The organism is Arthrobacter sp. UYCu512, assembly GCF_040547075.1.
Lineage (GTDB): Bacteria > Actinomycetota > Actinomycetes > Actinomycetales > Micrococcaceae > Arthrobacter.
This window is the reverse complement of the sequence record NZ_JBEPPA010000015.1, coordinates 49,998-76,931: the sequence shown is the minus strand read 5'-3', so window position 1 is coordinate 76,931 and position 26,934 is coordinate 49,998. Positions and strand designations below refer to the sequence as shown.

General features: G+C 67.1%; 24 protein-coding genes and 1 tRNA gene. 13 read left to right on the top strand and 12 right to left on the bottom strand.

Features of this window, described 5'->3' with window-relative positions:
* Positions 1-37: 37 nt before the first annotated feature.
* Entirely contained in the window at positions 38-1,420 is a 1,383-nt protein-coding gene (locus ABIB49_RS15675; RefSeq protein ID WP_282360398.1) for an amino acid permease, read from the bottom strand.
* 177 nt (positions 1,421-1,597) lie between these two features.
* On the opposite strand from ABIB49_RS15675, the gene ABIB49_RS15670 reads away from it, so the two are divergent.
* The 6 genes from ABIB49_RS15670 to ABIB49_RS15645 all read left to right on the top strand — a co-directional run bounded on the left by ABIB49_RS15670 (position 1,598) and on the right by ABIB49_RS15645 (position 8,153).
* Entirely contained in the window at positions 1,598-2,071 is a 474-nt protein-coding gene (locus ABIB49_RS15670) for an Lrp/AsnC family transcriptional regulator (RefSeq protein WP_354157336.1), read from the top strand.
* Positions 2,072-2,250: 179 nt separating this feature from the next.
* Entirely contained in the window at positions 2,251-2,961 is a 711-nt protein-coding gene (locus ABIB49_RS15665) for an NUDIX hydrolase (protein ID WP_354157337.1), read from the top strand.
* On the top strand, positions 2,958-4,268 hold the full coding sequence (gene nadA / locus ABIB49_RS15660) for a quinolinate synthase NadA (RefSeq protein WP_354157335.1): 1,311 nt from the start codon (positions 2,958-2,960) through the stop codon (positions 4,266-4,268). Before ABIB49_RS15665 ends, nadA begins: the two co-directional genes overlap by 4 nt.
* Positions 4,265-6,004, top strand: coding sequence for an L-aspartate oxidase (nadB, locus tag ABIB49_RS15655; RefSeq protein WP_354157334.1), 1,740 nt, complete (start codon positions 4,265-4,267; stop codon positions 6,002-6,004). The genes nadA and nadB overlap by 4 nt, the downstream gene beginning before the upstream one ends.
* A complete protein-coding gene (nadC, locus tag ABIB49_RS15650; protein ID WP_354157333.1) occupies positions 6,001-6,996 on the top strand; it encodes a carboxylating nicotinate-nucleotide diphosphorylase in 996 nt (331 codons plus the stop codon). Before nadB ends, nadC begins: the two co-directional genes overlap by 4 nt.
* Complete coding sequence (locus tag ABIB49_RS15645; protein ID WP_282360392.1) at positions 6,993-8,153, top strand: cysteine desulfurase family protein; 1,161 nt, start codon at positions 6,993-6,995, stop codon at positions 8,151-8,153. The genes nadC and ABIB49_RS15645 overlap by 4 nt, the downstream gene beginning before the upstream one ends.
* Before the next feature lie 99 nt (positions 8,154-8,252).
* Here the strand turns inward: ABIB49_RS15645 and ABIB49_RS15640 are convergent, their stop codons facing one another.
* Both ABIB49_RS15640 and ABIB49_RS15635 read right to left on the bottom strand, forming a co-directional pair.
* Positions 8,253-8,744, bottom strand: coding sequence for a GtrA family protein (locus ABIB49_RS15640; protein WP_226776237.1), 492 nt, complete (start codon positions 8,742-8,744; stop codon positions 8,253-8,255).
* 4 nt (positions 8,745-8,748) lie between these two features.
* Positions 8,749-9,423 (bottom strand): DUF1684 domain-containing protein, encoded by a 675-nt coding sequence (locus ABIB49_RS15635; protein ID WP_226776236.1) that lies wholly within the window; start codon positions 9,421-9,423, stop codon positions 8,749-8,751.
* Positions 9,424-9,508: 85 nt separating this feature from the next.
* On the opposite strand from ABIB49_RS15635, the gene ABIB49_RS15630 reads away from it, so the two are divergent.
* From ABIB49_RS15630 to ABIB49_RS15620, 3 genes are all read left to right on the top strand, one after another.
* Complete coding sequence (locus ABIB49_RS15630) at positions 9,509-10,858, top strand: M20/M25/M40 family metallo-hydrolase (protein ID WP_226776235.1); 1,350 nt, start codon at positions 9,509-9,511, stop codon at positions 10,856-10,858.
* 29 nt (positions 10,859-10,887) lie between these two features.
* Entirely contained in the window at positions 10,888-11,712 is an 825-nt protein-coding gene (locus ABIB49_RS15625) for a hypothetical protein (RefSeq protein ID WP_282360391.1), read from the top strand.
* Between the two features lie 72 nt (positions 11,713-11,784).
* Positions 11,785-12,591, top strand: coding sequence for a transglutaminase-like domain-containing protein (locus ABIB49_RS15620; protein ID WP_282360389.1), 807 nt, complete (start codon positions 11,785-11,787; stop codon positions 12,589-12,591).
* A gap of 23 nt (positions 12,592-12,614) precedes the next feature.
* On the opposite strand, the gene ABIB49_RS15615 is transcribed toward ABIB49_RS15620, so the two are convergent.
* Positions 12,615-13,058 (bottom strand): MarR family winged helix-turn-helix transcriptional regulator, encoded by a 444-nt coding sequence (locus tag ABIB49_RS15615; protein WP_226776246.1) that lies wholly within the window; start codon positions 13,056-13,058, stop codon positions 12,615-12,617.
* Positions 13,059-13,075: 17 nt separating this feature from the next.
* The gene (locus tag ABIB49_RS15610; RefSeq protein WP_282360388.1) at positions 13,076-14,218 is read right to left on the bottom strand and encodes an LLM class flavin-dependent oxidoreductase; all 1,143 of its coding nucleotides are present in this window, start codon (positions 14,216-14,218) and stop codon (positions 13,076-13,078) included.
* Positions 14,219-14,428: 210 nt separating this feature from the next.
* On the opposite strand from ABIB49_RS15610, the gene ABIB49_RS15605 reads away from it, so the two are divergent.
* The gene (locus ABIB49_RS15605; protein ID WP_226776231.1) at positions 14,429-15,847 is read left to right on the top strand and encodes an MFS transporter; all 1,419 of its coding nucleotides are present in this window, start codon (positions 14,429-14,431) and stop codon (positions 15,845-15,847) included.
* 21 nt (positions 15,848-15,868) lie between these two features.
* Here ABIB49_RS15605 and ABIB49_RS15600 read toward each other — a convergent pair whose 3' ends face one another.
* The 6 genes from ABIB49_RS15600 to bcp form a co-directional block, all read right to left on the bottom strand.
* Positions 15,869-19,105, bottom strand: coding sequence for an efflux RND transporter permease subunit (locus ABIB49_RS15600; RefSeq protein ID WP_226776230.1), 3,237 nt, complete (start codon positions 19,103-19,105; stop codon positions 15,869-15,871).
* A gap of 70 nt (positions 19,106-19,175) precedes the next feature.
* Positions 19,176-20,678: a malate:quinone oxidoreductase gene (locus ABIB49_RS15595; protein WP_354157332.1), complete on the bottom strand. Its 1,503-nt coding sequence runs from the start codon at positions 20,676-20,678 to the stop codon at positions 19,176-19,178.
* A gap of 79 nt (positions 20,679-20,757) precedes the next feature.
* Positions 20,758-22,371, bottom strand: coding sequence for an ABC transporter substrate-binding protein (locus tag ABIB49_RS15590; RefSeq protein ID WP_226776245.1), 1,614 nt, complete (start codon positions 22,369-22,371; stop codon positions 20,758-20,760).
* Between the two features lie 339 nt (positions 22,372-22,710).
* Positions 22,711-23,385 carry a fasciclin domain-containing protein gene (locus tag ABIB49_RS15585; RefSeq protein WP_226776228.1) on the bottom strand — a complete coding sequence of 225 codons (675 nt, stop codon included), beginning with the start codon at positions 23,383-23,385 and terminating at the stop codon, positions 22,711-22,713.
* A gap of 284 nt (positions 23,386-23,669) precedes the next feature.
* Positions 23,670-23,751: transfer RNA gene (locus ABIB49_RS15580), tRNA-Leu, on the bottom strand.
* A gap of 127 nt (positions 23,752-23,878) precedes the next feature.
* Positions 23,879-24,352 (bottom strand): thioredoxin-dependent thiol peroxidase, encoded by a 474-nt coding sequence (gene bcp / locus ABIB49_RS15575; RefSeq protein ID WP_354157331.1) that lies wholly within the window; start codon positions 24,350-24,352, stop codon positions 23,879-23,881.
* 106 nt (positions 24,353-24,458) lie between these two features.
* Here bcp and ABIB49_RS15570 point away from each other — a divergent pair, with 106 nt between their 5' ends.
* The 3 genes from ABIB49_RS15570 to ABIB49_RS15560 all read left to right on the top strand — a co-directional run bounded on the left by ABIB49_RS15570 (position 24,459) and on the right by ABIB49_RS15560 (position 25,979).
* Positions 24,459-24,932, top strand: a complete 474-nt coding sequence (locus tag ABIB49_RS15570; protein WP_226776244.1) for a MarR family winged helix-turn-helix transcriptional regulator — start codon at positions 24,459-24,461, stop codon at positions 24,930-24,932.
* 409 nt (positions 24,933-25,341) lie between these two features.
* Positions 25,342-25,494, top strand: coding sequence for a hypothetical protein (locus tag ABIB49_RS15565; RefSeq protein WP_226776226.1), 153 nt, complete (start codon positions 25,342-25,344; stop codon positions 25,492-25,494).
* A 53-nt stretch (positions 25,495-25,547) separates the two neighbouring features.
* Entirely contained in the window at positions 25,548-25,979 is a 432-nt protein-coding gene (locus tag ABIB49_RS15560; protein WP_226776225.1) for an SRPBCC domain-containing protein, read from the top strand.
* A 92-nt stretch (positions 25,980-26,071) separates the two neighbouring features.
* Here the strand turns inward: ABIB49_RS15560 and ABIB49_RS15555 are convergent, their stop codons facing one another.
* Positions 26,072-26,776 (bottom strand): hypothetical protein, encoded by a 705-nt coding sequence (locus ABIB49_RS15555; protein WP_282360385.1) that lies wholly within the window; start codon positions 26,774-26,776, stop codon positions 26,072-26,074.
* Between the last annotated feature and the right edge of the window lie 158 nt (positions 26,777-26,934).

Genomic DNA, 26,934 nt, shown 5'->3' with positions numbered 1-26,934 from the left:
GGTCGTTCTGAGCCGCCAAAACGGCCTCAGCTGCGAGCTACTTGGACACGTTCGGACGGTTGCGGGTCAGCCGGGCGCCGATCCAGCAGGCCGCGGCAATGCCGGCGACCAGCGCGATGGTGCTGACGAGTTGCCTGCTGCTCTCCGGGCTGCTGAAGCCGACGGCGAAGATCAGGGCCAGCAGCACCAGGCCGAAGATGGTCAGCCCCGGGAAGCCCCTCATCCGCAGCGGCAGCTCGGTGCCCTCGCGGTCGGCCCGGCGGCGCAGGATCAGCTGGGACACCAGAGCGGAGCCCCAGACCATCAGGCAGGTCGAGCCGACCAGCTGGAAGAGCGCCGGCAGGATCTGCTCCGGAAAGAGCAGCTCCAGCACGGTGGCCAGGAAGCCGAAAGCCACGGAGACGCCGACGGCGAGCACGGGCACCCGCGCCTTATTGACCTTCGACAGGAACCGGGGAGCCTCGCCGCGTTCGGAGAGCGAGAAAACCATCCGGGAGGCGCCATAGAGGTTCGCGTTCAGCGCCGATAGCAGGGCGACGACGGCCACCAGGGTAATCGCGGTGCCGGCGCCGGGAATCCCCGCGGTGTCCAGGACGCCGGCGAACGGCGACGCCAGGGCATCCGAGGTGTAGGGCAGGACCGCCGCGATAACGAACACGGAGCCGATGTAAAAAACCAGGATCCGCCAGACGACGGTGCGGATTGCCTGGGCCACGCTGTGCCGCGGGTTCTCGGTCTCGGCGGCGGCCACACTGACAATCTCGGTACCGCCGAAAGCGAAGATCACAACAAAGAGCGCGGTGGCAATGCCGCCGAAGCCCGTGGGGGCGAAATTGGCGGTGAAGTTGGTCAGTCCGGGGGAGGGGACGTCGGGCAGCAGGCCTAGCAGCAGGGCGGCGCCAATGCCCAGGAACAGCAGGATGGCGGTCACCTTGAGAATGGCGAACCAAAACTCAAACTCGCCGAAGTTCTTCACCCCGGCCAGATTGATCGCCGTGAACATCACCATAAAGACCAGCGACAGGGCCCAGACCGGGATTACCGGCCACACCGTGAATAGCAGGGCGGCGGCGCCGAGGGCCTCGGCGGCGATGACGACCACCAGTTGCAGCCACCAGAGCCAGCCCACGGTGGCTCCGGCGGTCCGGCCCATGGCCTTGGCGGCGTAGACGGAAAAAGCACCGCTGTTGGGGTTGGCGGCGGCCATTTCCCCGAGGGCCCACATCACCAGGATGATCAGGGTTCCAGCGACCAGGTAGGAAATCAGGACGGCGGGTCCGGCGGCCTGGACGCCGGCTCCCGAGCCAAGGAAAAGGCCGGCGCCAATGGCGCTGCCGAGTCCCATCATGGTCAGTTGGCGTGGCTTCATGCTGTGGCCGAGTTTCAGGCCGGGGCGCTCTGCGGTGGACTTCATTGTCATGCTGGCGAACCTTTGTGTGGTGTGGATCTAAACGTCCTTATGGGACCTATTGAATTTACCGCGGCGGGCCAGGGCCGGAGTCCGCCAGCCGTGAGAGCATAGTGACAGTTTGCTCGCCTGAATCGGATTTACTGCAACGATTTGTGCTTCAAAAGACTCATTCTGGAGGAATGTTCGATGGATGTTGATCCCCTGGACGCCAAGATTGTTCGATTCTTCACCGATTCGCCCAGGGCCTCGGTGCTGGAAGCCTCCCGTGTGCTCAAGGTTGCCCGCGCCACCGTGCAGTCCCGGCTGGACCGGATGCAGGACAGTGGTGTCATCGGCTCGTGGGTGCCGCAGCCGGATCCGGCCCGCTTCGGGTTTCCGGTGGTGGCCTTCTGCTCCCTGACCATCAACCAGGACCTGGGGCACGATGCGGTGGTCGAGGCACTCGCGGCGATTCCGGAGCTGATCGAGATCCACACCGTGTCCGGCAGTTCCGACCTGATGGCCCGGATCGCGGCACGCTCCAACCCGGACCTGCAGCGTGTGCTGGACGCCATGATCGCGACCCGGACCGTGCTGCGCTCATCCTCGGTCATCGTGCTCAACACTCATTTCCAGGGCCGCACACTTCCGCTGCTGGAGGCGGCCGCCGCGGGGCGCTAAGCCGCGCCCCTCCGTCCCTGCCCGGCAGCCCGCGGGCGGGCCGAAACATTTTGCATCCGGCGGGTGGCGTCGTAGAATTAGTTCTAGTCAATCTGACTATAACTCCTCCGGCGGTCGGACCGGAACCGTCCGGGCGGTCCCGGGACCGGCCGGAAGGCCAGGACGCGGGGTGAACCACCATCTACACAACAGCTGCCAACGTCTCCGAGCGCCAGCTGGCGCCGCCTACACTGGCCATCTCCACTGTGATCTTCGCCCTTCGCCCCAGCGAGCGCTCCGGCCGGCCAACCTTGTGGATCCCGCTGGTGCGCCGGATCCGCGAACCGTTTAAGGGGATGTGGGCGTTGCCCGGCGGCCCGCTCACCCATTCAGAGTCGCTGCCGGACGCAGCCTCGCGGAACCTGCGGGAAACCACCGGGCTGGCACCCCGCTACCTTGAACAGCTCTACGCCTTCGGCGGCCTGCACCGTTCACCCACCCAGCGCGTGGTCTCCATCGTCTACTGGGCGCTGGTCCAGCCCACCGAGGCTGCGCTCGCCGACGAGTCCGAGAACGTCAAGTGGTTCCGCGCGGACCGGCTCGGCGAACTGGCCTTCGATCACCACGCGATCATCGACTACGGGCTCTGGCGGCTGCGCAACAAGATGGCTTACGGCTCCATCGCCTACCACCTGCTGGGCGAATACTTCACCCTGGCCCAGGTCCGGGAGGTCTACGAGGCTGTCCTGGACCGCGAACTGGACCCGGCCAATTTCCGCCGGCAGGTCAAGTCCACACCCGAAATCGAAGAAACCGACAAGTACCTGCAGGGCGGCAAACACCGTCCGCCCCGCCTCTACCGCTTTACCGGCAGCACGGGCCTTGAACCAGACAACAGGAGCACACCATGAGCAGCGTCAATACGGCCATCCAGCTGATCACCCGCGAACAGGCCACCAGCAACGCCCAGGGCATGGCAACGGCCGCCACGTGCAGTCCGGCGCTCGCCCGCGGGCCCTGGGACTTCGACGTCGCCGAGGCCCTCGCCGGTGTGCCCGCCTACGGCCCCGGCGCCTCCGCCGCGGATGTGGCCCCGGCGGCGACCCCCCGGCAAGGGCAGCTGCCGGAGGAGTACAGGCGGGCCAGCGACGCCGAACTCGACGCCCGGATCCGGGCCGCCAAGGCAACGCTCGGGGACCGCGCCGTGGTCCTGGGCCACTTTTACCAGCGCGACGAGGTGGTGGCCTACGCCGACTTCGTGGGCGACTCGTTCCAGCTGGCCAACGCCGCACTGACCCGGCCCGACGCCGAGGCGATCATCTTCTGCGGGGTGCACTTTATGGCCGAAACCGCGGATATCCTCTCCCGCCCGGACCAGGCAGTCATCTTGCCCAACCTGGCCGCCGGCTGCTCCATGGCGGATATGGCGGACATCGATTCGGTGACCGAATGCTGGGAACAGCTCGAGGAACTGTTCGGCACCGAGCCCGACGCCGACGGCCGGGTTCCGGTCATCCCGGTCACGTACATGAACTCCTCCGCGGCGCTGAAGGGATTCTGCGGCGAGCGCGGCGGGATCGTGTGCACCTCCTCGAACGCCGCTACGGTGCTGGAATGGGCGTTTGAGCGCGGCCAGCGGGTGCTGTTCTTCCCGGACCAGCACCTGGGCCGCAACACCGCCAAGGCCATGGGGGTGCCGCTGGGGCAGATGCCGATGTGGAATCCGCGCAAGGAGCTCGGCGGCAACGTCGAACAGGCCCTGCAGGACTCCCGGGTGATCCTCTGGCACGGCTTCTGTTCGGTGCACAAGCGCTTTAATGTCGGCCAGATCGAGAAAGCCCGCGCCGAGTTCCCGGGCGTGCAGGTGATTGTGCACCCGGAGTGCCCGATGGAAGTGGTCGACGCCGCCGATTCGGCCGGTTCCACGGACTTCATCCGCAAGGCCATTGCGGCTGCGACGGAGCCGGCGACCTTCGCCGTCGGCACCGAGATCAACCTTGTCAACCGGCTGGCGGCGGAAAACCCGCAGCACACCATCTTCTGCCTGGATCCCGTGATCTGCCCCTGCTCCACGATGTACCGCATCCACCCCGGCTACCTCGCCTGGGTCCTGGAAGCGCTGGTCCGGGGCGAGGTCGTCAACCGCATCACGGTGGCGGGCGACGTCGCCGCCCCGGCACGGATCGCCCTTGAGCGGATGCTGGCGGCACGGCCGTGACCAGGCGCCTGGTGGTGGTGGGCAGCGGCATCGCGGGTCTGTACGCAGCACTGCTGGCCTCCGACGCCGTGCCGGCATGTGAGGTGGTGCTCCTGAGCAAGGGAATGCTGGAGCAGAGCAACACCTTCTACGCCCAGGGTGGCATTTCGGCAGTGCTTGTGCCGGGGGAATCAGCGCCCGGAGACTCCGTGGCGGCCCACATTGCCGACACCCTCGCCGCCGGAGCCGGGCTCAATGACCCAGAGGCCGTCCGGGTGTTGTGTACCGAGGCAGCGCGGGACATCGCGGGGTTGCGGCGCTTTGGTGTTCACTTCGACGCCGGACCCGGCGGCGGCCCGGCCCTCGGCCTCGAAGCGGCACATTCCGCGGCCCGCATCCTGCACGCCGGCGGCGACGCGACGGGTTCCCGCATCGCCCGCGCCCTCGTCGCAGCTGTCCTCGAGCGTGCCCTCCGGGGACGGCTGCGGATCGAGACCGGCGCCTTCGTCACCGGGCTGCGCACCGAACACGCCGAAACCGGACCGGCGGCGGGCAGCGCCCGGATTACCGGCGTCGAGTACTTGTCCGGTGGCCGGCCGCGGCAGCTGGACACCGGCGCGGTCCTCCTGGCCACTGGCGGCGCCGGACGGCTTTTCAGCCGGACCAGCAACCCCTCCGTCGCCACGGCCGACGGCCTGGCCCTCGCCTGGCGGGCGGGGGCTGCCGTCCGGGACCTGGAGTTCTTCCAGTTCCACCCCACCACCCTGGCGGCCGAGGAGGTCCCCGGGGGCCCGCCGGCGCTGCTCATTTCCGAGGCGGTCCGCGGGGAAGGCGCCGTGCTGCTCGACGCCGCCGGCTACCGCTTTATGCCGGACTACCACCCCGACGCCGAACTGGCCCCGCGCGACGTTGTCTCCCGCAGCATTGCCCTGCACCTGGCCGCGACAGGCGCGCCCGCGGACAGCCCCGTGTACCTGGACGCCCGGGGGCTGGAGGCGTCCCGCGGTCCCGGGTTCCTGGCCCGGCGGTTCCCCACCATCACCGCCGCCACCCGCGCCGCGGGCTACGACTGGGCCACCGAAGTGCTTCCGGTGTCCCCGGCAGCGCACTACTGGATGGGCGGGGTAGCCACCGACCTGTGGGGCCGCACGTCCGTGCCGGGACTCTACGCGGCCGGGGAAGTCGCCTGCACGGGCGCACACGGAGCCAACCGGCTGGCCAGCAATTCGCTGCTGGAGGGTCTCGTCTTCGGCCGCCGGGCCGTGGAGGCTTTCCTGGGCCGAGCCGGCACGGACCCTGCTCCGGCAGTTTGGCCCGCCCGTGCCGGTGCTGAACGCCCCGCCCCGGAGCCCGGCCCGGGCGGTGAGCCGTTCAGCCGGGACGCCCTGCGTCGGCTGATGACCGGTGCCGCCGGAGTGCTGCGCACCCGAGCCGGACTCGAGGACGCCGCCGCGCTTCTGTCGCAGTGGTCTGCCGTTGCCGGAGCGGCCGACGGGCTCCCGCAACCGGGACCCGGCTCCGGCCCGGCGGCGCACGAGGACCGGAACCTGCTGCTGGCCGCCGGGCTGCTGGTGGCAGCCGCCCGGCAGCGAACGGCCCCGGCGGGCGCCCACTTTATGGCGGACGCCGACGCCGGCGCCGGACCCTCCGGACCCGCCCCGGTGCCCGCTGCCCCCACCTGCTCCATCCCGGCGGCCACCGCACCCGGCCGCCGGCAGCCAGCCGCACCCCGCCCGAAACAAAGGATTTCGTTATGACAGCACCCGCCGCACCCCGCCAGGCCGCCGCACCCCGCCAGGCCGCCGTCCCGGTGCCAGCGCTCGCCGGAACCCTGCCCGCGGCCGCCGTCGACGCCGTGCTGCGCGCCGCCCTGCTTGAGGATGCGCCCTATGGCGACATCACCTCCCAGACGCTGATCCCCGCGGACACGCGGGCGACGGCGGTCCTGGCCGCCCGCGTGTCCGGTGTGTTCAGCGGCGGTGAGGTCTTTGCCGCCGCGATGAAGCTCACAGATTCCGGGGCCGACGTTGAACTCCTGGTCGCTGACGGAACCGCCTTTGCCGCCGGCACGGCGCTCGCGAGGGTCAGCGGGAACGCCCGCGCCGTGCTGCTCGCCGAACGTGTCGCCCTGAACCTGGTCCAGCGGATGAGCGCCATTGCCAGCAAAACAGCGGAATTTGTCGCCCGTGTTGACGGTACCGGGGCGCGCATCACGGACACCCGCAAAACGACGCCGGGCTTGCGGGTGCTGGAGCGGTACGCCGTCCGTTGCGGCGGCGGAGCCAACCACCGCTTTGGCCTCTCGGACGCGGTGCTGGCCAAGGACAACCACCTGGCCGTCCTGACCGGGGGAGACCCGTCGAGGCTTACGGAAGTGCTGCGGGCGGCCAAAGCGCGCCTGGGGCACACCACACACTTCGAAGTGGAGGTGGACAGGATGGACCAGATCGAACCCGTGCTGGCCGCCGGGGTGGACACCATCATGCTGGACAATTTCACCCTGGCGGATCTTGCCGCGGGCGTGGCCCTGGTGGCCGGCCGGGCCCGGGTCGAGGCCAGTGGCAACGTCAACCTGGCTACCGTGGCGCGGATCGCCGCTGCCGGGGTGGATGTCATCTCGATCGGCGGGCTCACCCACAGCGTCGCCGCCCTGGACTTGGGACTCGATATTGAACTCGGCGTCGACCTGGACCGTGGCCCCGGTATGGAACCTGGCAGCCGGCGGACGGCGGATCAGGGAAGACCATGATCTTCCTCGACGCCGCGGCCACCACACCGGTCCGCCGCGAGGTACTGGACGCCATGTGGCCGTACCTCACGGGGGAGTTCGGCAACCCCTCGAGCCGGCATTCCTTCGGAGACTCCGCAGCTCAGGCGCTCGCCGATGCCCGTGCAGTGACGGCCAGGGCGCTGGGCTGCCGCCCGGGTGAGATCGTCTTCACCTCCGGCGGCACGGAGGCGGACAACCTGGCCGTCCAAGGGATCGCCCTTGCCCGCCGCATCGCAGACCCCCGGCTGGACCGGGTGGTGATCAGCGCCGTTGAGCATCCTGCGGTGGAAGAATCCGCCCGCTTCCTGGAGCGCGTGCACGGTTTCAGCGTCGACGTTGTTCCGGTGGATTCCCTCGGCCGGGTCACCGAAGCTGCCCTCGCCGCCGTGCTCCGGCCGGAAACGGCCCTGGTCAGCATTATGTACGCCAACAACGAGGTGGGTACTGTGCAGCCGATTGCCCGGCTGGCCGCACTGGCCCGCGCACAGCGAATTCCGTTCCACACCGACGCGGTCCAGGCTGCCGGCTGGTTGCCGCTCGACACGGCAGCACTCGGCGTTGATGCCCTGAGTATCTCCGGCCACAAATTGGGGGCGCCGAAAGGACAGGGCGCACTGTTCGTCCGCGGCAGGATCCGGCTGGAACCCTTGATCCATGGCGGCGGGCAGGAACGCGGGCGCCGGTCGGGGACCGAAAACGTGGCCGGAGCGGTAGCCCTCGCGACGGCGCTCACCCTTTCGCAGGACGGTCAGCAGGCCCGTGCGGCCCAGGTGGCGGAACTCCGTGATGACTTCATCGGCGCGGTACGGGCGGGGGTTCCGGGCGCGGTCCTGACCGGCGACCCGGCCGAGCGGCTGCCCTCCGTGGCCTCGTTCTGTTTCCCGGGGACCAGCGGTGAATCCGTGCTGCTGGAGCTCGAACGCCATGGAGTCATCTGCTCCAGCGGTTCGGCCTGCGCCGCGGGGTCCGATGAGCCCTCTCCGGTGCTGCTGGCGATGGGCTTCGACGCCACAACCGCCCAGACCGCTGTCCGTTTCAGCTTTGACGCCACCATCACGGCGGCGGAACTGCGGGAGGCGGCGGCCGCGGTCCGCACCGCCGTCGTCAGCATCCAGTCCCTCGACCCAACCAGCTAGCAGCACGGGTCGTTTTGACCGCCCAAAACGACACTTGCTGCGAGTCAGTTGGGCGGGACAGGACTGGGCGGGACAGGACTGGGAGGGGCGGTGGGTGGCCTAACGGTGCCGGGCCCGGCGGAAGATCCAGTGCCGCAGCATGGTGAAGCGGACGGCCGTGGCGGCAAAGCCGGAGAGTGTTGTGGTCCACAGCTCGGCAGAAACTGTGGCGTCGGGGTTGATCCAGTGCAGCACGCCGAGGCTGCCGCCGGTAATCAGAAGCGCCACGAGGATGACGATCAGGCCGTTGAGGTGGTCGCGCTTCATCCGGTGGCGTTCGGTGATTTTGAACGTCAGCCGCCGGTTCAGCGCCGTGTTCATCAGCGAGGTGAGGATAAGAGCCGTCGCGTTGGCCGGTTGCGGGCCGAGATACGGGCGGAGGAAGGCATAGAGCGCCAGCGACGTGACGGTACAGACAATTCCGACGGCGGTGAATCGCAGCAACTGCCGGACCAGGGGGTACCGAAGAATCCCGCGGTGCCGCCGGCGGTCCGCCGGACGGACTCCGGCGGGTGCAGGCGCGGCGGAGTGCTGCTCAAGCTGGGAATCCATCGGCTCAGTGCAACTCGCCGGCCGGGATCTCTACCGCCAGTCGGTTCGATGGCCCGGCGAGCGGGCATGCCCAGGCCTCGTTGTAGGCGCAGGAGGGGTTGTAGGCAAAGTTGAAATCAACAACAAATTCCGCTCCCGGACCCGAACCCTGCACACCGTGGAAGGCACCCTTGATGGTGTCCAGCAGGTACCGGCCCGCACCGTAACTTCCGCCGGGCTGGCCGGCCGTGGCGTCGCGGAACGGCACAAAGATGCCGCCGCCGTAGCCGTGGATCTTCCACACGGCGAGCTGGCCCAGTTCCGGCAGATCGAAGGTCCCCAGCCGGACAAAACGGACCTGGCCGTCGGTTCCGGTCTCAACATTCATTTCCCGCCCGGCGCCCTCGCCCGTCAGCGGGATATGGAAGCGGTAGATCGGGTCGTAGTCCGCCGTTTTCAGGCCGCCGAAGGTGGACTTTGCGGCCGCCGTCAGCGGCGAGGCAGGGTGCGTGCCGAACATCCGGTCCCGCTCCTGGCGCCAGTACGAATGCGCCTCGGCCGGATCCTGCGCCGCGATTTTCCGCACGCTGGCGTACAACGCAAAGGTCCGGAGCCTCCAGTCCGCAATGTCGACGGCGGAGATGTCCGCCACTCCGTCCTGGGCTCCGAACTCGCGGGAGCCAAAATCGTGATCCGCCATGTTCCCAGCGTATCCCGCTTTCCCGGCCGCACATCCCAGCCCCGGCAGCGGGCACGGGCGCTTCCGGGGCCGTAGACTTTCGCGAATGCAGACGACCTCCGCTCCTCCCGTCAGCCGTGCCGCCGCAGCCTTGGCCGAACTCGTCCGGTTTCGCACTGTCTCCGCCGTGCCGGGCCAGCAAGTGGACACTGCCGAGTTCGACGGCTTTATCGCCGCACTGGCCCGGTTGTATCCCGGCGTCCACACCGCGCTGGAGCACGAACGTGTTAACGGCCACGCGCTGCTGTACCGCTGGCCCGGCACGGGCGCGGAGGCCGCTGAGCGTCCGGCCGTCCTGATGGCCCACTACGACGTCGTCCCGGCCGGCGACCCGGAGGCCTGGACCCGGCCGCCGTTTTCCGGGCACAACGACGGGACCTACTTGTGGGGCCGCGGAACCCTCGATGACAAGGGTCAGCTGGTCGCTGTGATGGAAGCTGCGGAATCCCTGCTCGAAGCAGGCTTCGGACCTGTCCATGACCTCTACTTCTCCTTCGGCAATAATGAGGAGACCGCCGGGGACAGTGCCGCGGCCGCAGCCAAGCTGCTGGCCGGCCGGGGCGTTAGACCTTGGCTGGTGCTCGATGAGGGCGGCGCTGTCGCCGCCGGGGTGTTCCCCGGCGTGACCCGGCCGGCCGCCGTCGTCGGAGTGGCCGAAAAGGGGATCCTCGACGTTGAGCTGGTGACCCGGGATTCCGGCGGGCACGCCTCCACCCCGCCCCGGATGGGTGCGACGGCGAGGCTGGCCCGGGCCATCACCCGGATCGAAAGAAGCCCGTTCCCGCAGTCGCTGCCGGATGTTACCGCGGAGATGCTCCGGCGCTTCGGACCCTATGCCCCGGCACCCCTGCGGGCCGTGTTCGCCAGGCTGTCCTTGTTCCGGGCGCCGCTGACCCTGATTTTTGGGCGGATGGGAAATGAAACCAATGCGATGACCCGAACCACCGTCGCCATCACCACCCTGCAGGGCAGTCCCGCGGCCAATGTCCTGGCCCCAACGGCCCGGGCAAACGCCAACATCAGGGTGGCCGTGGGGGAAACCGTGGCGGGGACCATGGCGCGGCTGCGGAAGATCATCCGGGACCCGAAAGTTGAGCTGCGTATTGTGGCAGGCAACGACCCGTCCCCGGTCTCGGCCCATACCGGGGAGCAGTGGGAGCTGCTGGCCGGGTGCATTGCGCGGGCATTCCCGGAGGCGCTTGTTACCCCGTACATCCTGATGGGCGGCACGGATTCCCGCCGCTTCACCGGGATCTGCGACGCCGTGTACCGCTTTGCGCCGTTTTCCATGGATGCCGCGGCCCGGGGATCCATCCACGCCGTCGACGAGAAGATCACGCTGGAGACGCTGGAGCGCGGGGTTGGCTTCTACGAAACCCTGATCCGGGAACTCTGAGCGGCGCCATGTCCGGTTAGGCTGGCACCATGACTGGGACGGACACCTTCCGGCGGGCGCCGGCCCGCGGCCTCCGGATCGCCGCTGCCTTGGCGCTCTCCGCCGCTGCGCTCTCCGGGTGCAGCAGCGAAGGCAAGGGCACCCCGGCGTGGACGGCAGGCGGCGACGCCGGCACCGCCGCGGCGGCTTCGCCGTCCGGGCCCCCTGCGGGCAGCCCCCCGCCGGCCACCTCGCCCGGGCCCACCGGCTCCGGTGCGGCGGAACCCGGCGCAACGGCGCCGGCTTGGAAGGTCTTCACCGACCCGGCGAAGACCGTCAGCTTCGAGCTGCCGCAGGACTGGATCGCCCAATCTGTGGCACCGGAGCAGGGCGCAATGCCGGGAGCCCTCAAAATCGAGGTGAAAGACGCAGCCGGCGGCTACCTCGCCACCCTGCAGACCGGACTCCAGCCACTGCCTGCCGCGTCCTGTGCCGCCGACGCCTCGAGGCCGTATGTTGTTGTCAACAGCGTCCCGGTGGAGCTTCCGCACCGCGGCGGGGACGGCACCATCGACCCTCGAGTGGTGTTCCGGGTGATCCAGGGCTACAAGTATTTTGGCTCCTACGGCATCACCAACCTGGTTGGTGGCCTCGACGGAAAGTCCTGTGTGCTGCAGAACGTGGTCCGCGGCCCGGCAGGGAAGGGGGACTACTCGTTCGGTGACCTGACGGAGCTGAAGGCGTTCACCCCGGACCAGAAGGTGGCTCCGGCCAAGGCGTTCGACACGCTCGGCCAGGCCGCCAACTACGTCAACGAAGGCTCCGAATACGCGAACGTCCAGCGGATGCTAATGTCTCTGAAGATCAAAAATTAGTCCCGCAGCCCGCACGCCACCCGGGCCGGGAGCGGCCACTTCCCGCGCCGTAACCTCACACCCCGGAGATCGATGAAACGCTCTGTAGCCACCCGCATGGCCTTCAACACAGTGGCCGGCACCAAGGTCGCCCTAGCGGTCGCCGTGGCACGCAATGCCGGCTTCGAGGGCTTTGAGGAGTCGCTGTCCGTGACCTCCGCCGGCGCTGAAGTTCCGCTCACCGAAGTCCCGGACCACCACGGCGGGCGCTTCCACTACATGGAATTTGCGCAGCCCGCCGAGGTGCTGGTGGAGTATTCGGCTACGGTGACCGGCTTTGCGCTGCCGGAAGAACCCCGGCTGATGGAACTCATCCGCTACGTCAGGCCCAGCCGTTACGCGGAGTCCGATCGGCTACTGCCGACCGCCTACGCCGAATTCGGCGGCCAGCAGGGGGCCGAACTGGTCCATGCGGTGCGCAATTGGGTCTTCAGCGAGCTGCGCTACATCAGCGGATCCTCACGGGGGACCGACGGCGCCGTCGAGACGCTGTTGCACCGCCGCGGGGTCTGCCGGGATTTTGCCCATCTGGCGGTCGCGCTGCTGCGCGCCAAGGATGTCCCGGCCCGGCTCGCCGCTGTGTATGCCCCGGGCCTGAGCCCGATGGACTTCCATGCGGTGGCCGAGGCCCATCTAGACGGCGCCTGGCGCGTCATCGACCCCACGGGGCTGGCTCCCCGGGAGAGCATGCTGCGGATCACGGCCGGCCGGGATTCCTCGGATACGGCATTCCTCTCCACAGTCGGAGGCAGCCTGTCCCTGACGCAGCTCAGCGTCACCGCCGTCGTCGACGGCGACCTCCCGGCCGAGGACCCGGCGAAGCTCGTCACCCTTCACTAGGGACCGCAACCCGGCCGCCACACTCATCGGGCGGTTACCGAGCCCCGCAGCTTTTCGGTCAGACGCAGCAGCTCGTGTTGCTCGGCCGCGGTCAGTGCCGGGACCACCAGCGCGGCGATGTCACGGACGTGTTCCCGGCCGATCTGCTTCTGCAGCTCCCAGCCGGCGGTGCTGAGCTTGACCAGGACACCGCGGCCGTCGTCAGGGGCCGGCATCCGCTCGACGAGGCCGCGCTTTTCGAGGCGCTCCACGAGCCTGCTGAGGCTGGACTGGCTTAGCAGCACGTGGTCGTTGAGCTCGTTCTGGCGGAGCCATCCGGACGGACAGCGGGAGAGCGTAAACAGCACGTCGTACTCGTTCAGGGCCAGGGCCTTGAAAGCGGGTCCGGCCTGCAGCCGGCGCATCACCGCCACCTGGGCGCGGAACAGGGATTCCCAGGTCTCCGCGGCCAGGCGCACCGGCGACATGCCTGTTGTTGCGGACACTATACGGTCCGGCTGCCGGCGGGGCTGGCAGTCTCGCCGGCAGTCTCGCCGGCGGCTTCTCCGGCTGCGGCCACGGAGGCCGCGACGCGACCGGCATGGGTGGGCGGTTCGGGCACGTGGGCCGGGGTCTTCGCGGCGTATTCCTTGCGCAGGACCGGCAGGACCTCTTCGCCGAACAGGTCCAGCTGCTCCAGAACAGTCTTCAGCGGCAGGCCCGCGTGATCGATCAGGAAGAGCTGGCGCTGGTAGTCGCCGAAGTACTCACGGAAGGTCAGGGTCTTCTCGATGACTTCCTGCGGGCTGCCGACCGTGAGGGGCGTTTGCGAGGTGAAGTCCTCCAGCGAAGGCCCGTGTCCGTAGACCGGGGCGTTGTCGAAGTAGGGCCGGAACTCCTTGACGGCGTCCTGCGAGTTCTTGCGCATAAAGAACTGGCCGCCCAGTCCCACGATCGCCTGGTCCGCCGCGCCGTGGCCGTAGTGCTCGTAGCGTTCGCGGTAGAGGCCGATCAGCTGCTGGTAGTGCTCTTTGGGCCAGAAAATGTTGTTAGCAAAGAAGCCGTCGCCGTAGTACGCAGCCACCTCGGCGATCTGCGGTGTGCGGATCGATCCATGCCAGACGAAGGGGGCGACGCCGTCGAGCGGCCGGGGGGTGGAAGTGAAGTTCTGCAGCGGAGTGCGGTGCTTGCCGGACCAGTTGACGGTGTCCTCGTCCCACAGCCGGCGCAGCAGGCTGTAGTTCTCGATGGCGAGTTCGACGCCGTCCTGGATGTTCTTGCCGAACCAGGGATAAACGGGGGCGGTGTTGCCCCGGCCCAGGACCAGGTCCACCCGGCCGTCGGCGAGGTGCTGGAGCATCGCGAAGTCCTCGGCAATCTTCACCGGATCGTTGGTGGTGATCAGCGTGGTGGCCGTCGAGAGGATAATGCGCTCCGTCTGGGCGGCGATGTAGGCCAGGGTCGTGGTGGGGGAGGAGGAGAAGAAGGGCCGGTTGTGGTGCTCGCCCAGGGCGAAGACATCCATGCCGATTTCCTCGACCTTGCGGGCGATCGCTACGGACGCTTTGATGCGTTCGTGCTCCGTGGGGGTGCGCCCCGTGGTGGGGTCGGTGGTGATATCGCTAACGCTGAATACGCCGATCTGCATGATGTGCCTTTCCTTGGCCGGGGTCTTCCGGGAGCTGGTTCCACTATAGCCGATTTACATGCATTTGCATCTATCGCAGGGTACAACACCCGCCGTGTCCGAATATTCCCCGCCGGCGCCCGCCGGGTTTGCCGCCCGCGGCCACACCACGGGCCTAGGATGCAAGCAACCAGCTGGGCAACAGGGGTTCAGCCCGGACGGAAGGCAGCCATGCGCCGTGTCATTGCGTTTCTGTGCCTGGTGGAGCTCACCAGCGGAATCCTGCAGGGCTACTACACCCCCATCCTCACCGACATCGCCCGGCACCTGAACATCCGCGACGGAGACGTCAACTGGTTCGAGGCCGCGCAGCTGATCGTCAGCGCGCTGGCGGTCCCGGTGCTGGCCAAACTTGGTGACCTGGCCGGGCACCGGAAAGTCCTGCTCGTCGCCACAGTGCTGACGGCCGCGGCGTCCTGGGGTGTGGCGTTCGCCCCGGACTTCTGGACCTTCCTGGCGGCCTGGTCCCTGCAGGGCTTCTACGTAGTGTGGCTGCCGCTGGAGATCGCGTTGATCTTCAGCCGGGTGCACCGGCTGCCCGACGGCGCCGCCCGCACCCGGCGCGCGGCCGGGCTCCTGGTCGGCGCGCTGGAATTCGGTGTGATCGCCGGCGCCCTCGCCGCTGGTGCGCTGGTGGAGGCCTTCGCCGGCCAGCTGCAACTTGTGCTGATGTTGCCAGCTGTGGCGGTGTCCGCATGCTGGTTCGCTATCCGCTTCGGTGTACCCGAGTCGGCTGCACGCAGCGGTGGCAGCGTAGACACGCACGGCTTCGCCTTTCTGGCCGTCGGGCTCCTGCTGATCATGTCCGGGCTGACCTTTATGCGCCTGAACGGCCCCGGCGCGTGGTGGCCGTGGGCGCTCGTCGCGGCCGGGATTTTCGTTTTTATCCCGTTCACGCGCTTCGAGCTGGGCCGGGAGGACCCGCTGGTGGACATTCGGATGCTGCGTGCCAAGTCCATGTGGCCGGTCCAGCTGACCGCGGGCCTGTTCGGCGTCTCGGTGCTGGGTGCGCAAGCGCCGTTGTCCACCTTCGCCCGGACCGACCCGGCCGTCCACGGCTACGGGCTGGGGCTGCGGGCGGGCCAGGTCTCCATCATCATCGGCGTCTATGTCCTCGCCCTGCTGGTCGGTGCGCTGCTCTATCCGCTGGTGACCCGCCGCCTGACTCCGCGCTGGACGCTTGTCTGGGCGGCTGCCCTGGTCGGCGGGGGATATCTGCTGTTCCTGCCGTTTCATGCCAGCCTGGCCGAGACCCTGGTCAACATGGCCATTGCCGGCGTCGGGTCCGGAGCGCTTGTGGCGGCGCTGCCTTCGGCCGCGGCCGCCGCCGCTCCGCTCAATCGCACCGCCATGGCGACCGGTTTGACCAACACCACCAAAACAATTGGCGGTGCCTTCGCCTCGGCGGTCTTTGGCATCGCCCTGCTCAGCCACGTCCTGGGCGAGACCGGGGCCGCCGCGGCAGCAACGGCGGCACCCCTGGCCGGCTATCTCACGGTGTGGACGGTCTGCGGCGTAACGGGACTGGCCGCGGCCGCGGCCCTGGTCCTGGTGCCGAGGCTGGCGTTCTCGGACCCGGCACGCAGCTAGCAGCAGGCGGCCGAGGACCAGCTAATGGGCGGTGGAGGGGAGCCGCGGGCCGCCGGCTGTGTCAGCCGGGGACTCGTCGGGGCCGGCCCCGGGAGCGGCCCGGCGGCCATGTGCCGGGCCGGCGTCCGTGCCGGCGTCCGTGCCGGCGTCCGAGCCGGGGGTAGTCCGGGCCAGGGCCTTGCGCTCACGCCGGCCCTCCACGAGGCGGTACAGCACCGGTACCAGGACCAGGGTCAGGGCGGTGGAGGAGACCAGGCCGCCGATCACCACAATGGCGAGCGGCTGCGAGATAAAGCCGCCGCCGCCGGTCAGGCCCAAAGCCATCGGCGTCAACGCGAACACGGTGGCGAGGGCGGTCATCAGGATCGGACGCAGGCGCTGGCGGGCGCCGTGTGTGATGGCTTCCGCCACGCTCATCCCCGGCTCACCGTTTTTTGGCTCGCGGTACTGGTTGATGAGGTCGATCAGCACAATCGCGTTCGTCACGACGATTCCGACCAGCATCAACATACCGATCAGCGCCGGCAGGCCCAGCGGCACGCCGGTGATGAGCAGCAGGCCGATGGCTCCGGTGGCTGCGAAGGGGACGGAGACGAGCAGGATCAGCGGCTGGATCAGCGACTTGAACGCGGCGACCATAATGACGTAGACAATGGCGATGGCCGCCAGCAGGGCGAGGCCAAGCTGACCGAAGGACTCCGCCTGCTGGGTCGTGGCTCCGCCGATCTCCGCTGTGACGCCGGGCGGCAGCTGCACGGTCTTGAGCCGCACCTGCACCTCCGTGCTGACAGCTCCGAGGTTGGCGCCCGACGGCGTGACGGACACGCGCGCGGTCCGCTGGCCGTTGCTGGCGGTAATGGAGACGGGGACGTCCACCTGCTCCACGTTGGCGATGCTGGCCAGCGGTACGGGACCTGCCGCCGTCGGGAGCAGGGTTTGCCGGACGGCCTCGATGCTGGTGAAGCGAGTGCCTTCACCGATGCGGACTGGGAAGTCGTTGGTATCGATGCGGACGGTTCCGGCCGGAATAGGGCTGATCGTGGAGGCCAGGACCCCGGCTACCTGTTCTTCGGTCAACCCTGCGGCGACGGTTTTGGCACGGTCCACCTTCACCTGGACGACCGGCTGGCTGGCGGCCAGGTTGGTGGCCACCTCGGAGGAGCCCGGAACGCCTTCCATCGCCGTGACCATGGCCTGGCTCGCGGTCCGAAGGTCGGCGGTCGTCGCCGCCTTCAGCGTGATGTCGACGGTGGAGGACGTACCAAAACCGCCTTGCTGTGAGCCCACGGTGATCTTGCCGGAATTCGGAATCCCGGCCAGATCGTTACGGACGGTTTCCTGGAGCTTGCCCTGGTTGGCCTTGTCCTCGGTCACCACGGTGAAGCTGGAGTTCGAGGCGCCGGCGGAGAGCAGCGCGGAGAAACCCGTTTGGGCGTTGCCGGTGGTCACCTGGACATCCTTGACCCCGTCGATTCCGCGCAGCACTTCCTCGACCTTGACGGCCGCGGCGTTGGCCTCGGACAGGCTGGTGCCGGCAGGCAGCGCCTGCCGGACGGTCATGCTGTTTTCGCCCGAGTTTCCCAGCAGGTCGGTTGCCAGCAGCGGGGTCATGGCAGCGGTGCCGCCGAGGACCAGCAGCGCCGCGATCACGGTCACCACCGGGTGCTTTTGAGTTTTGCCCAGGACCGGGAGGTAGCCGCGCTGCAGTACGGACCGCTGTTCCGCTTGTTGGGCTTTCGCCGCGATCTCACGGGCGCTGGCGTCCCGGGCGCCGCCCGGGCTGTTCGCGGGATTACGCAGGAACCAGTAGGCCAGCACCGGAACGATCGTCAACGAGACCAGCAGGGAGGACAGCAGTGCGATGGTCACCGTCAGCGCGAAGGGCCGGAACAGCTCGCCGGCCAGGCCGGCCACAAAGGCAATCGGCAAAAAGACGGCCACTGTGGTGAGCGTTGACGCCGTAATGGCGCCGGCCACTTCACGGATGGAGGTCTGGATTGCCGTGATCTTCGCTTCGCCGTAGCTGAGGTGTCGTTTGATGTTCTCGATCACCACAATGGAGTCGTCCACAACACGGCCGATCGCGATGGTGAGCGCACCAAGGGTCAGGATGTTCAGCGAGTACCCGGTAGCCGACAGTCCGATGAAGGTGATCAGCAGGGACAGCGGGATGGATACGGCCGTGACCAAAGTGGCCCGGACGGACATCAGGAACAGCAGGATCACCGCAACGGCGAAGCCCAAGCCCAGCAGGCCCTCCGTGGTCAGGTCCTTGATCGACTTTTCGATGAACGGCGCCTGGTCGAAGATCGGGGTGAACCGGGCGCCGGAGCCGAGCTCGGCCTCGAGCTGGGGGATAGCGTCCTTCACCGCATGCGAGATTGCGACGGTGTCGCCTTCTGGTGTTTTGGTGACCGACAGCGCAAGAGTCTCCTTGCCGTTGGTCCGCGTGATCGAGGTGCGGGCGTCCTCAGCGATGCTGACGTCCGCGACGCTGCCGATGGTCGCGGCGTTCTTGGTGCCGCCCAGGGGCAGTGCCTTGATTGCCTCAATCGAGTCGACCGGGCTGCCGATCTGCAGGGCCAAGGTTTTCCCTTGTTCCTCGATACTCCCGGCGGGGACGAGGGCCCCGTTGTTCTTCAGCGCCGCACTGATGGATTGGATGCTTGCCCCGGAGGCCGCCATGGCGTCCGGGCGGGGGAGGATCTTAATGTGCTCTGTGGCGCCGCCGGTCACCTCGGCGCCGCGGACGCCGTCGAGCTTCTGCAGCCGCGGGACGGTGAGCCGGGCCAGATCGGAGTTCAGCTCGCTGAGCGGCTTGTCGGAGGAGACCGCCAGGAACACAATCGGGAAATCGCTGATGCTGCCGGCGATTGCCTGCGGCTGAACGTCGGCAGGCAGCGCCCGCTTGGCGTTGGAGATCGCACGGTCGATCTGGTTCCGGGCCCGGTCCAGGTTCGAACCATAGGTGAAAACCATGCTGATCTGGGAGAAGCCGTTGCGCGAGGTGGACGACGTCGATTCCAGGCCTTCGACGCCGTTCAGCGCCGTCTCCAGCGGGCTGCTGACCTGTTTGTCCACGACTTCGGGCGAGGCGCCCGGCATCGAGGTGATGACCGTGATCTGCGGGAACTCGATGGACGGGATGAGTTCCTGCTTGAGCGAGGACATCGTGATCACGCCGAAGACGGACGCGAACACGGTGATCAGCGCGATCAGGGCCCGGTTGGCCAGCGACAGCTTTGCGAGCCGAAACATCTTATGGTCTCCTGGTGGGTCGACGGACGTACTTCACGGTGATCAAAGCTGCCGCAACCCGGAGCGGGTGTCAGTTGCGCGCGTCGACCTGATCCAGCTGCAGTGTCTTGGCCGTAGCTCCCTCGAGCTGGGCGGCGAGGTCCGGGTTCTCGTTGAGCTTGACGCCATAGCCGGGCATCATCTCCTTGAACCTGGGCTGCCAGCCCCTGAACTGCTTCGGGAAGGACTTCTGCAGCAGTTCGATCATGATCGGGACCGCCGTCGACGCGCCCGGGGAGGCGCCGAGCAGGGCCCCGATGGAACCGTCGCGGCCCGCGATGACTTCGGTGCCGAACTGCAGCACACCGCCCTTCTTCGGATCCTTCTTGATGATCTGTACACGCTGGCCGGCGGTAATGAGTTCCCAGTCACCGTCCTGCGCGGCAGGGTAGTACTCACGCAGGGCCTCGACCTTGGCGCCGTGGCGCTTGGCGACTTCCTTGACCAGGTACGCGGTGAGGTCCATGTTGTCCTTGGCCACGGCCAGCATCGGAATGATGTTCGAAGGCCGGATCGACAGCGGCAAATCCAGGTACGAGCCGTTCTTCAGGAAGTTCGTGGAGAATCCGGCGTAGGGCCCGAAGAGCAGGGAGCGCTTGCCGGCAACGTAGCGGGTATCCAGGTGTGGAACGGACATGGGCGGAGCACCGACGGATGCCTGGCCGTAGACCTTGGCGCTGTGCTGGGCTGCCAGCGTCTCGTCGGTGCAGCGGAAGAACTGTCCGGAAACCGGGAAGCCGCCGTACCCCTTGCTCTCCGGGATGCCGGAGGCCTGCAGCAGATGCAGGGCCCCGCCGCCGGCGCCCACGAAGACGAACTTGGCGTGGATGGAACCGTGTTCGCCGGACTTGGGGTGCTTAAGCGCGAGGTCCCAGCCGCCGCCGGAGGCGCGCTGGATGCCGGTGACGTTGTGGCCGTAGTTGACCTCGACGCCGTTGTTCCCGAGGTAGCCCGTCAGCTCCCGGGTCAGGGCACCGAAGTCGACGTCGGTCCCTTCCGCGGCGCGGGTCGCGGCGATCCGCTGCTGCGGGTCGCGGCCCTTGACGATCAGCGGCGCCCATTTGGCGATCTGGGCGTGGTCCTCGGAGTACTCCATGGAGCGGAACAGCGGGTTCGGTTTGAGGGCTTCATAGCGGGTGCGCAGAAACTTCGTGTTCTCCTCACCGATCACAAAGCTCATGTGCGGAACGGTGTTGATGAACCCTTTGGGGGAGCCGATCAAGCCCTCTGTGACGAGGTGGGACCAGAACTGGCGGGACAGCTGGAACTGCTCGTTGATAAGCAGGGCCTTTGCCGGGTTCACCGAGCCGTCTTTGGCTGCCGGTGAGTAGTTGAGCTCACACAGTGCGGCGTGTCCGGTGCCGGCGTTGTTCCACGGGTCGGAGCTTTCCAGGCCCGGCTCGTCCAGCTTCTCGAACAGGGATATGGTCCAGTTCGGCTCGAGCTGCTTCAGGAAAGCACCGAGCGTGGCGCTCATGATGCCGCCGCCAATCAGGACGACGTCGGCATGTTGGGTCTTGGAAATGAAAGTCACAATCAGTCTCCGATAGCAGCGGGTCTGGCTGTCACAGAATATCCCCGCACCCGGCTCATACTGAAATTGGCCCCACCCGTCAAGGCTTTAGCTCCACCTTTGTGAAAACTTCATTGAGGACCGGAGACGCCGGGTACTTCAGCACACGGTCGGAAAGGGCCAGCGCAGAGATCGGGAAGGCAATCGGTACTGCTGGGACCGAGGCGGCGATCTGCGCGTTGATGGTCTGGTATTGCTCGGTCCGTTCCTTGCCGTCGGGCAGGCCGCGCGCCCGGGCGATCTTGGAAAAGACCTGCGGGTCCTGGTAGCCGAACTCGCCGGTGTTTTCGCCAAAGAGCGGCCCCACGAAGTTGTCCGGATCGGAGTAGGAGCCGTTCCAGCCCAGCAGGTGGAGGGCATGGTCGCCGGGGGAGGTGACCTTTTGCAGGTATCCCTCCGACCACTCGACCGGCACCGGCTTGATGTTCAACCCGACGGCGGTCAGCTGCTTGCTGATTTCGGCGTAGACCTTCTCCGGCGTCGGCAGGTAGGGCCGGGTGACGTTTAGCGGATAGTAGAACTTCAGTTCCTCGCCCTGGTAGCCGGCCTCCTTGAGCAGCTCCTTGGCTTTTTCCGGATTGTGGCCCAGCGCCGGAGCATTGTTGTTGAAGCCGCTGAGCTTCGGCGGGACAAACTGCGTCGCCTGCGCGGTGTTGTCAATGAAGAACCGGCGGATCAGGGTGTCCTTGTCCAGCGCCATTTCGATGGCCTGGCGGACCTTCAGGTTCTGCAGGATCGGCACTTCCTGGTTCATGCCCAGGTACATAACGGAGAAAGGATCCCGCTGGATGATCTGTTCGCCGCGTTTCACGAGCTGATCGAAGTTGCCGACGGTGACGGCGTCATAGGCGTCGATCTTGCCATCGAACAGGGCCTGCATCCGGGCCTGGGCGTGGTCGTAAGTGACGAAGTTGATGGTGGCGATCTGGCCCTTGTCCCCCCAGTAGTCCTTATTGCTGGCCAGGGTGATGCTGTTTTCGTCCCAGGACCTAAAAACGTAGGGGCCGGTACCCACCGGATGGAGCCCGTAGGCGGAAACCGGCTGGCCCTCCTGGCTCCGGTTCAGCTCATCGGCCTGTTGGGCCGTCAGCGCCTGCGGCGAGGACATGGCGAAGGCGGGCAGCGTGAGGGCCTGCAGGAACCCGGTGAACGCTTGGGTCAGATCGATCCGCACGTTGTCCGGGGCCAGCGCGGTGCAGCCCTTGTAGATCGAGAGTGACGCCTGGTCGGCGTGGGCTTTAAAGACGCCCTTGAACGTCGTTCCCGGGGCCAGTGCGCGCAGCGGGGCGGAAAAGTTGAACCAGCGGTCGAAGTTCTTGCACACGGCTGCGGCGTCGAACGCGGTCCCGTCCTGGAAGGACACCTGCTCGCGAAGCTTAAACGTGTAGGCGCGGCCGTCATCGCTTGTCTTCCATTCGGTGGCGAGCAGCGGCGTTGGCGCTCCCGTGGTCTGGTCCACTCCCACGAGCCCCTCCAGGACCTGGCGCGTAATCCTGTACGACTCAATGTCGGAAACAACGGCAGGGTCAAGGCCAAGCGGCTGCGACCCGGTGCCGAAAGTGAATACGGCACTGGGGCCGGGCTCGGCCGAACTCGCCGAAGCGGTGCCCGGTCCCGGTCCGGGAACCGCCGTGCAGGCGGCCACGGGCAGCATCAGGAGCACGGCGCCGAAGCCTGCTGCAAGGCGTCGCACTGCTTTGGTCCGTGCGTCACCGGCCCGCGTTCCGCTGGCATTGCTGGGTCGCGGGGCACGGCGGGGCGCTGTACTTCTGGGCACTCGGAGATCACCTCTGGAGACTGGATGGACCGCCGGCTGCGGAACAGGCCCATTCTAGTTGACCGGCCCGGACGATCCCTCTGAAACGTGCAGGCGGGGTCGGCCGGCTGCACTGGGTCCACAAAAAGAGGCCCGCACCGTTCGGTGCGGGCCTCTATTTCTCCTAGTTGGTCCAGGGAGTCAGGCTGGAGCCGCAGCAGGAGCGTTCAGTGGTGCCTACTTGGGCATCAGGACCGAGTCGATCATGTAGACCGTGGCGTTGGCGGTCATAACGCCGCCGCAGACGACGTTGGCCTCGTCAACCTTAAGGGCGTCCTTGGCGCCGGTGACCGTGACGGAACCGCCCTGGACCGTCTTGTGCGTGCCGACGATCTTGTCCGGGCTGATCTTGCCCTGGACGACGTGGTAGGTCAGGATCTTGCTGAGCAAGGCATCGTCCGTCTTCAGGGTTTCGATCGTGGCGGCATCGATCTTCTTGAAGGCATCATCAGTCGGTGCGAAGACGGTGAATTCGCCGCCATTGAGGGTATCGACCAGATCGACCTTCGGGTTGAGCTTGCCGGATACCGCAGCGGTCAGGGTGGTCAGGATCGGGTTGTTCGACGCTGCGACCGCTACCGGGTCCAGGGCCATTCCGGACACGGAGCCGGCGCCGTCGGGAACCTGGGCGGCGTAGGCGGCACAGCCGCTTCCGACGAGGTCGGCTGCCGGATCCATGGCTGCTGCCGAGCTGGCGGATGGCGACGGTGCCATGCTCGATTTCGACGGGCTGGACTCCGGGGCCGAGGAGCTGGGTGCGGCGGTGGTGGTGCCGCCGCAGGCAGTGAGGCTGAGCAGGGCTGCAGCCGCGATGCCTGCCACGGAAAGTGTTGTGCGCTTGATGGTCTGCATTTCGGATTCTCCTGTGTTGTACCGATCCTTGCCAGCGGCGGACTTTGCCGTGCTGGTCCTTCTCCGAGGTCGTGGGCACCGCCCCTTGGTTGGTGTCTCAATGGGTATTCGCGGGGTCGGAGGAGGTGGATGGGTGCGGAATCACAATTCTTTTTGGCTCGCCGGAAGGGCACCGTTTGAGCGGATTCGGGCGGCGCCGGCCGGGGCGCACGCGGTACCGGCGGGCCGGGATGGGTGACAAAAAAAGAGCCCCGGTCCGCGGACCGGGGCTCTTTTGCAGTGTGTGCGCAAGGGGGGATTTGAACCCCCACGCCCGAAGGCACAGGAACCTAAATCCTGCGTGTCTGCCAATTTCACCACTCGCGCTCGGCTCCGTCGCCCGTCATGCCAGAGGCAAGTCGGTGGCGGATGCCAGGCTCCATTGTACATTTCGCGCCGTGCCGTGCGGCGACCGGTCTTCCGCCGGACACACTTTCTGCCCTATTAAGCCTGACTAGTCGTTGACGTTGAGGTCCCGGCGGAGCTTTGCCACATGCCCGGTGGCCCGGACGTTGTACTGGGCGAGAATGACCTTTCCGTCGGGATCGATGACGACCGTGGACCGGATGAGTCCTTGGTACGTCTTCCCGTAGTTCTTTTTCTCGCCCCAGGCCGCGTAGGCCTCGGCAACGCTGTGGCCCGGGTCAGACAGCAAAGGGAAGCTCAGTCCTTCCGCGGCTGCGAACGTGGCGAGCTTGGCCACGGGGTCCAGGGAAATACCCACCACCTCATAGCCGGCCTGCTGCAGGGAAGCCAGGGAATCCCGGAAATCGCACGCCTGCTTTGTGCATCCGGGGGTGGCGGCGGCCGGGTAGAAGTAGACGACGGTGCTGCGGCCGCGGAAGTCTGCAAGCGAGACGTCCACCCCTGCCGAATTCGTCAAAGTGAAGTTTGGTGCCGGGTCACCGGGGACGAGTCGTTCAGGCATGTTGTGCTCCTTCTCAGGGTGGTCGCCGGGTGGCGAAATTCCAGCCTAGTGAGCGTTGGTGCGGGCACCGAATCCTGCGATCGCTATACTCTTGGGTATGCCTGATATGGATCGCTGGCCCACGGGCCGCCTATTGTCCACGGCAGCACGCCTTGTCGAACACTCCTGGAACGAGAAACTGGGGGCCATTGGCTTGACCCACGCCGGGGTCATCGCCATGGAAGTGCTCGCTGTCAACGGACCCATGACGCAGGCCCAACTTGCCCAATTGGTGCGTGTCCAGGCGCAGACCATGGGAAAGACACTTAGCCGGCTGGAAGCTCACGGGCACATCTCGCGGGAGCGCAGTGCCTCAGACCGCCGCAGCCACGTCGTGTCGTTGACGGACCGAGGGCGCCAGGCCGTTTTCGAGGCCGCGGACATGGAACGTTCAGTGCTCGCTTCCGCCTCCATCGACCCCGACGTGTTGCGCCAGGAGCTCCGGGCCGTCGTCACCGAACTGGCGACCAAGATTTCCTCGACCGACGCGAAGGCAATCGTCACCGCAGCGGACCCGAGCCTGCCGGTCGAAGCCAACTAGCGAACCGGGGCCCCGGCGGCACTCTCCGCGGCCGCACCGCCATGCCGCCGACCGGGTAGTCCAGACTGGAAACGAGTACACACTACTGGTTTCCAACGGGCAGCTTTAGGGGAGCATGGGCCCATGAGAAGCTACGTCCTCGAAGCCAGGTCCTTGGAACATCGCTGCCAATGCTGCGGTGACTTTGCCGCAGCGGTGTTTTGCGAGGACTGCGATCCGCACGTGCCCCTTGGGGCTACGTCCGCCCGCCAACCCTCCGGCGCGCCGGTCACAAAGAGCGAACCCGCCCGCTAACCAGGGCCCGTGTTTTACGAGCCCGTGTTTTACGGGACCGTGTTTTTGCGGGACCCTGCCTCCACGGCGCCGTGTCCCTCGGCGGCGCTGGTGCCCGCCGCCGTAGGCTCAAGGGATGGATGCACACCCGATGGCGGAGCTGGACGGGCAGACCTCGATCAACGAGCTGCTTGACGAGCCCGTGGGCGCGTCGCCGGTCCAGTTGACGCTGCCAATCCACTTTCAAATGCCCGCAATCCGGCGGGAAAGTTCCGGTGCCTTCAGTTAAGGGAGCCTGCTCGGTCCGCTGGGCCGCTGCGGCACGCGCATAGACTGCGTGTTATGGACGAGAGCTACGTCGCCACGTCGACGATCACGATCGGTGCCACGCCGGAGCGGGTCTGGTCCGTGATCACAGATCCCGCGGCGATCAAAGAATTTATGTTCGGCACGGATGTTGTGACCGGCTGGACGGTGGGCGGACCGATCCGCTGGCGCGGAACCTGGCAGGGCAAAGACTACGAAGACAGGGGCGAGATTCTCGAACTGAAGCCCGGCCGCAGTTTGGTCACAACGCATTTCAGCCCGCTGACCGGCCAAGCCGACGTTCCGGCGAACTACCACACACTCACGTGGACGCTGGAGGGAGCCGCTGGCTCAACCCGGCTCACGCTCACCCAGGACAACAACGACAGTCCTGAAGCAGCAGCCCATTCCCAAGGCATGTGGGATAGCCTCGTGCGGGCCGTGAAGGCGATCGCCGAACGCGGCTAAGGCGACACCACACGATCCCGGAACGCCGCCAAGAGCGGTCAAATCCACAAATGCGGGCGGCTGGCTGGTAGCGGTCCGCCGGGCAGCCTGCTTTAGACCCCGTCCGGGAAGGTGAACGCCGCCGGCATAGGTGACGGCGCCACACCGTGGTGGAGGACGATTTCGTCGTGGGCTTTCAGGACGACGGCTTGGACGGGGGCTTCCTGCTTGGTGCCGTTTACGGTGACTGACCAGTCGGCGATAGCCGAATGGGCGGACCCCGGGGTCTGGTCGGTGCCGTCCAAGACGCCCCATTCGGCAAGCAGCTGGCTGAGCCGGTAGGTTTCGCCGGCGACCGGTGCCTCAATGTGGATGATGCCGGACTCGTCATGGGTGTGCAGGGACGAGATGCCGTCCGGTTTGCCGTCAGCGCTGAAGCTGAAACCGATGTCCGCGGGGATCGTAACGGGCTTGCCGTCCACATAAATATCCAGGTGGGCGTGGAAATGCTCGGCCGCACCTTCGGCGTTCAGCACTTCCAAGCCCGATGCGTTGATCCGATCGGCGCTGCCCTTTCTCTCCAGCTCCCAGCCGGTGGCTGCTGCCGCGGCGGCGGGGGACCCCGGTGTGGCTGCCTCGCCGGTAGTGGATACCGCAGTTCCGGGCGGGGGAGCCGCGGTTGAACAGCCGGAGACGGCAAAGGCGATGCCGGCCAGGGTCACTGCGAGCGGGCGGAAGTTCTGCACGGGACTGCTTTCGGTCGGGACCAGGGACGGACGCCCCGTGATCGTCCCGGCCCGGGCGGGTCGGACGAACATCGCGGCGGTCTGTGCGGGCCGGAAACGGCGTCGTTGGGACAACGGTTAGGGCCAGGTTCCCAGTATTGCCGGGTTTTGCCCCTGAGCTGATCCCCGGGGGCCAAGTCGGGCAAAAGAAAACCCCGCCCTAACGGCTTTTGGCCAGTTAGAACGGGGTT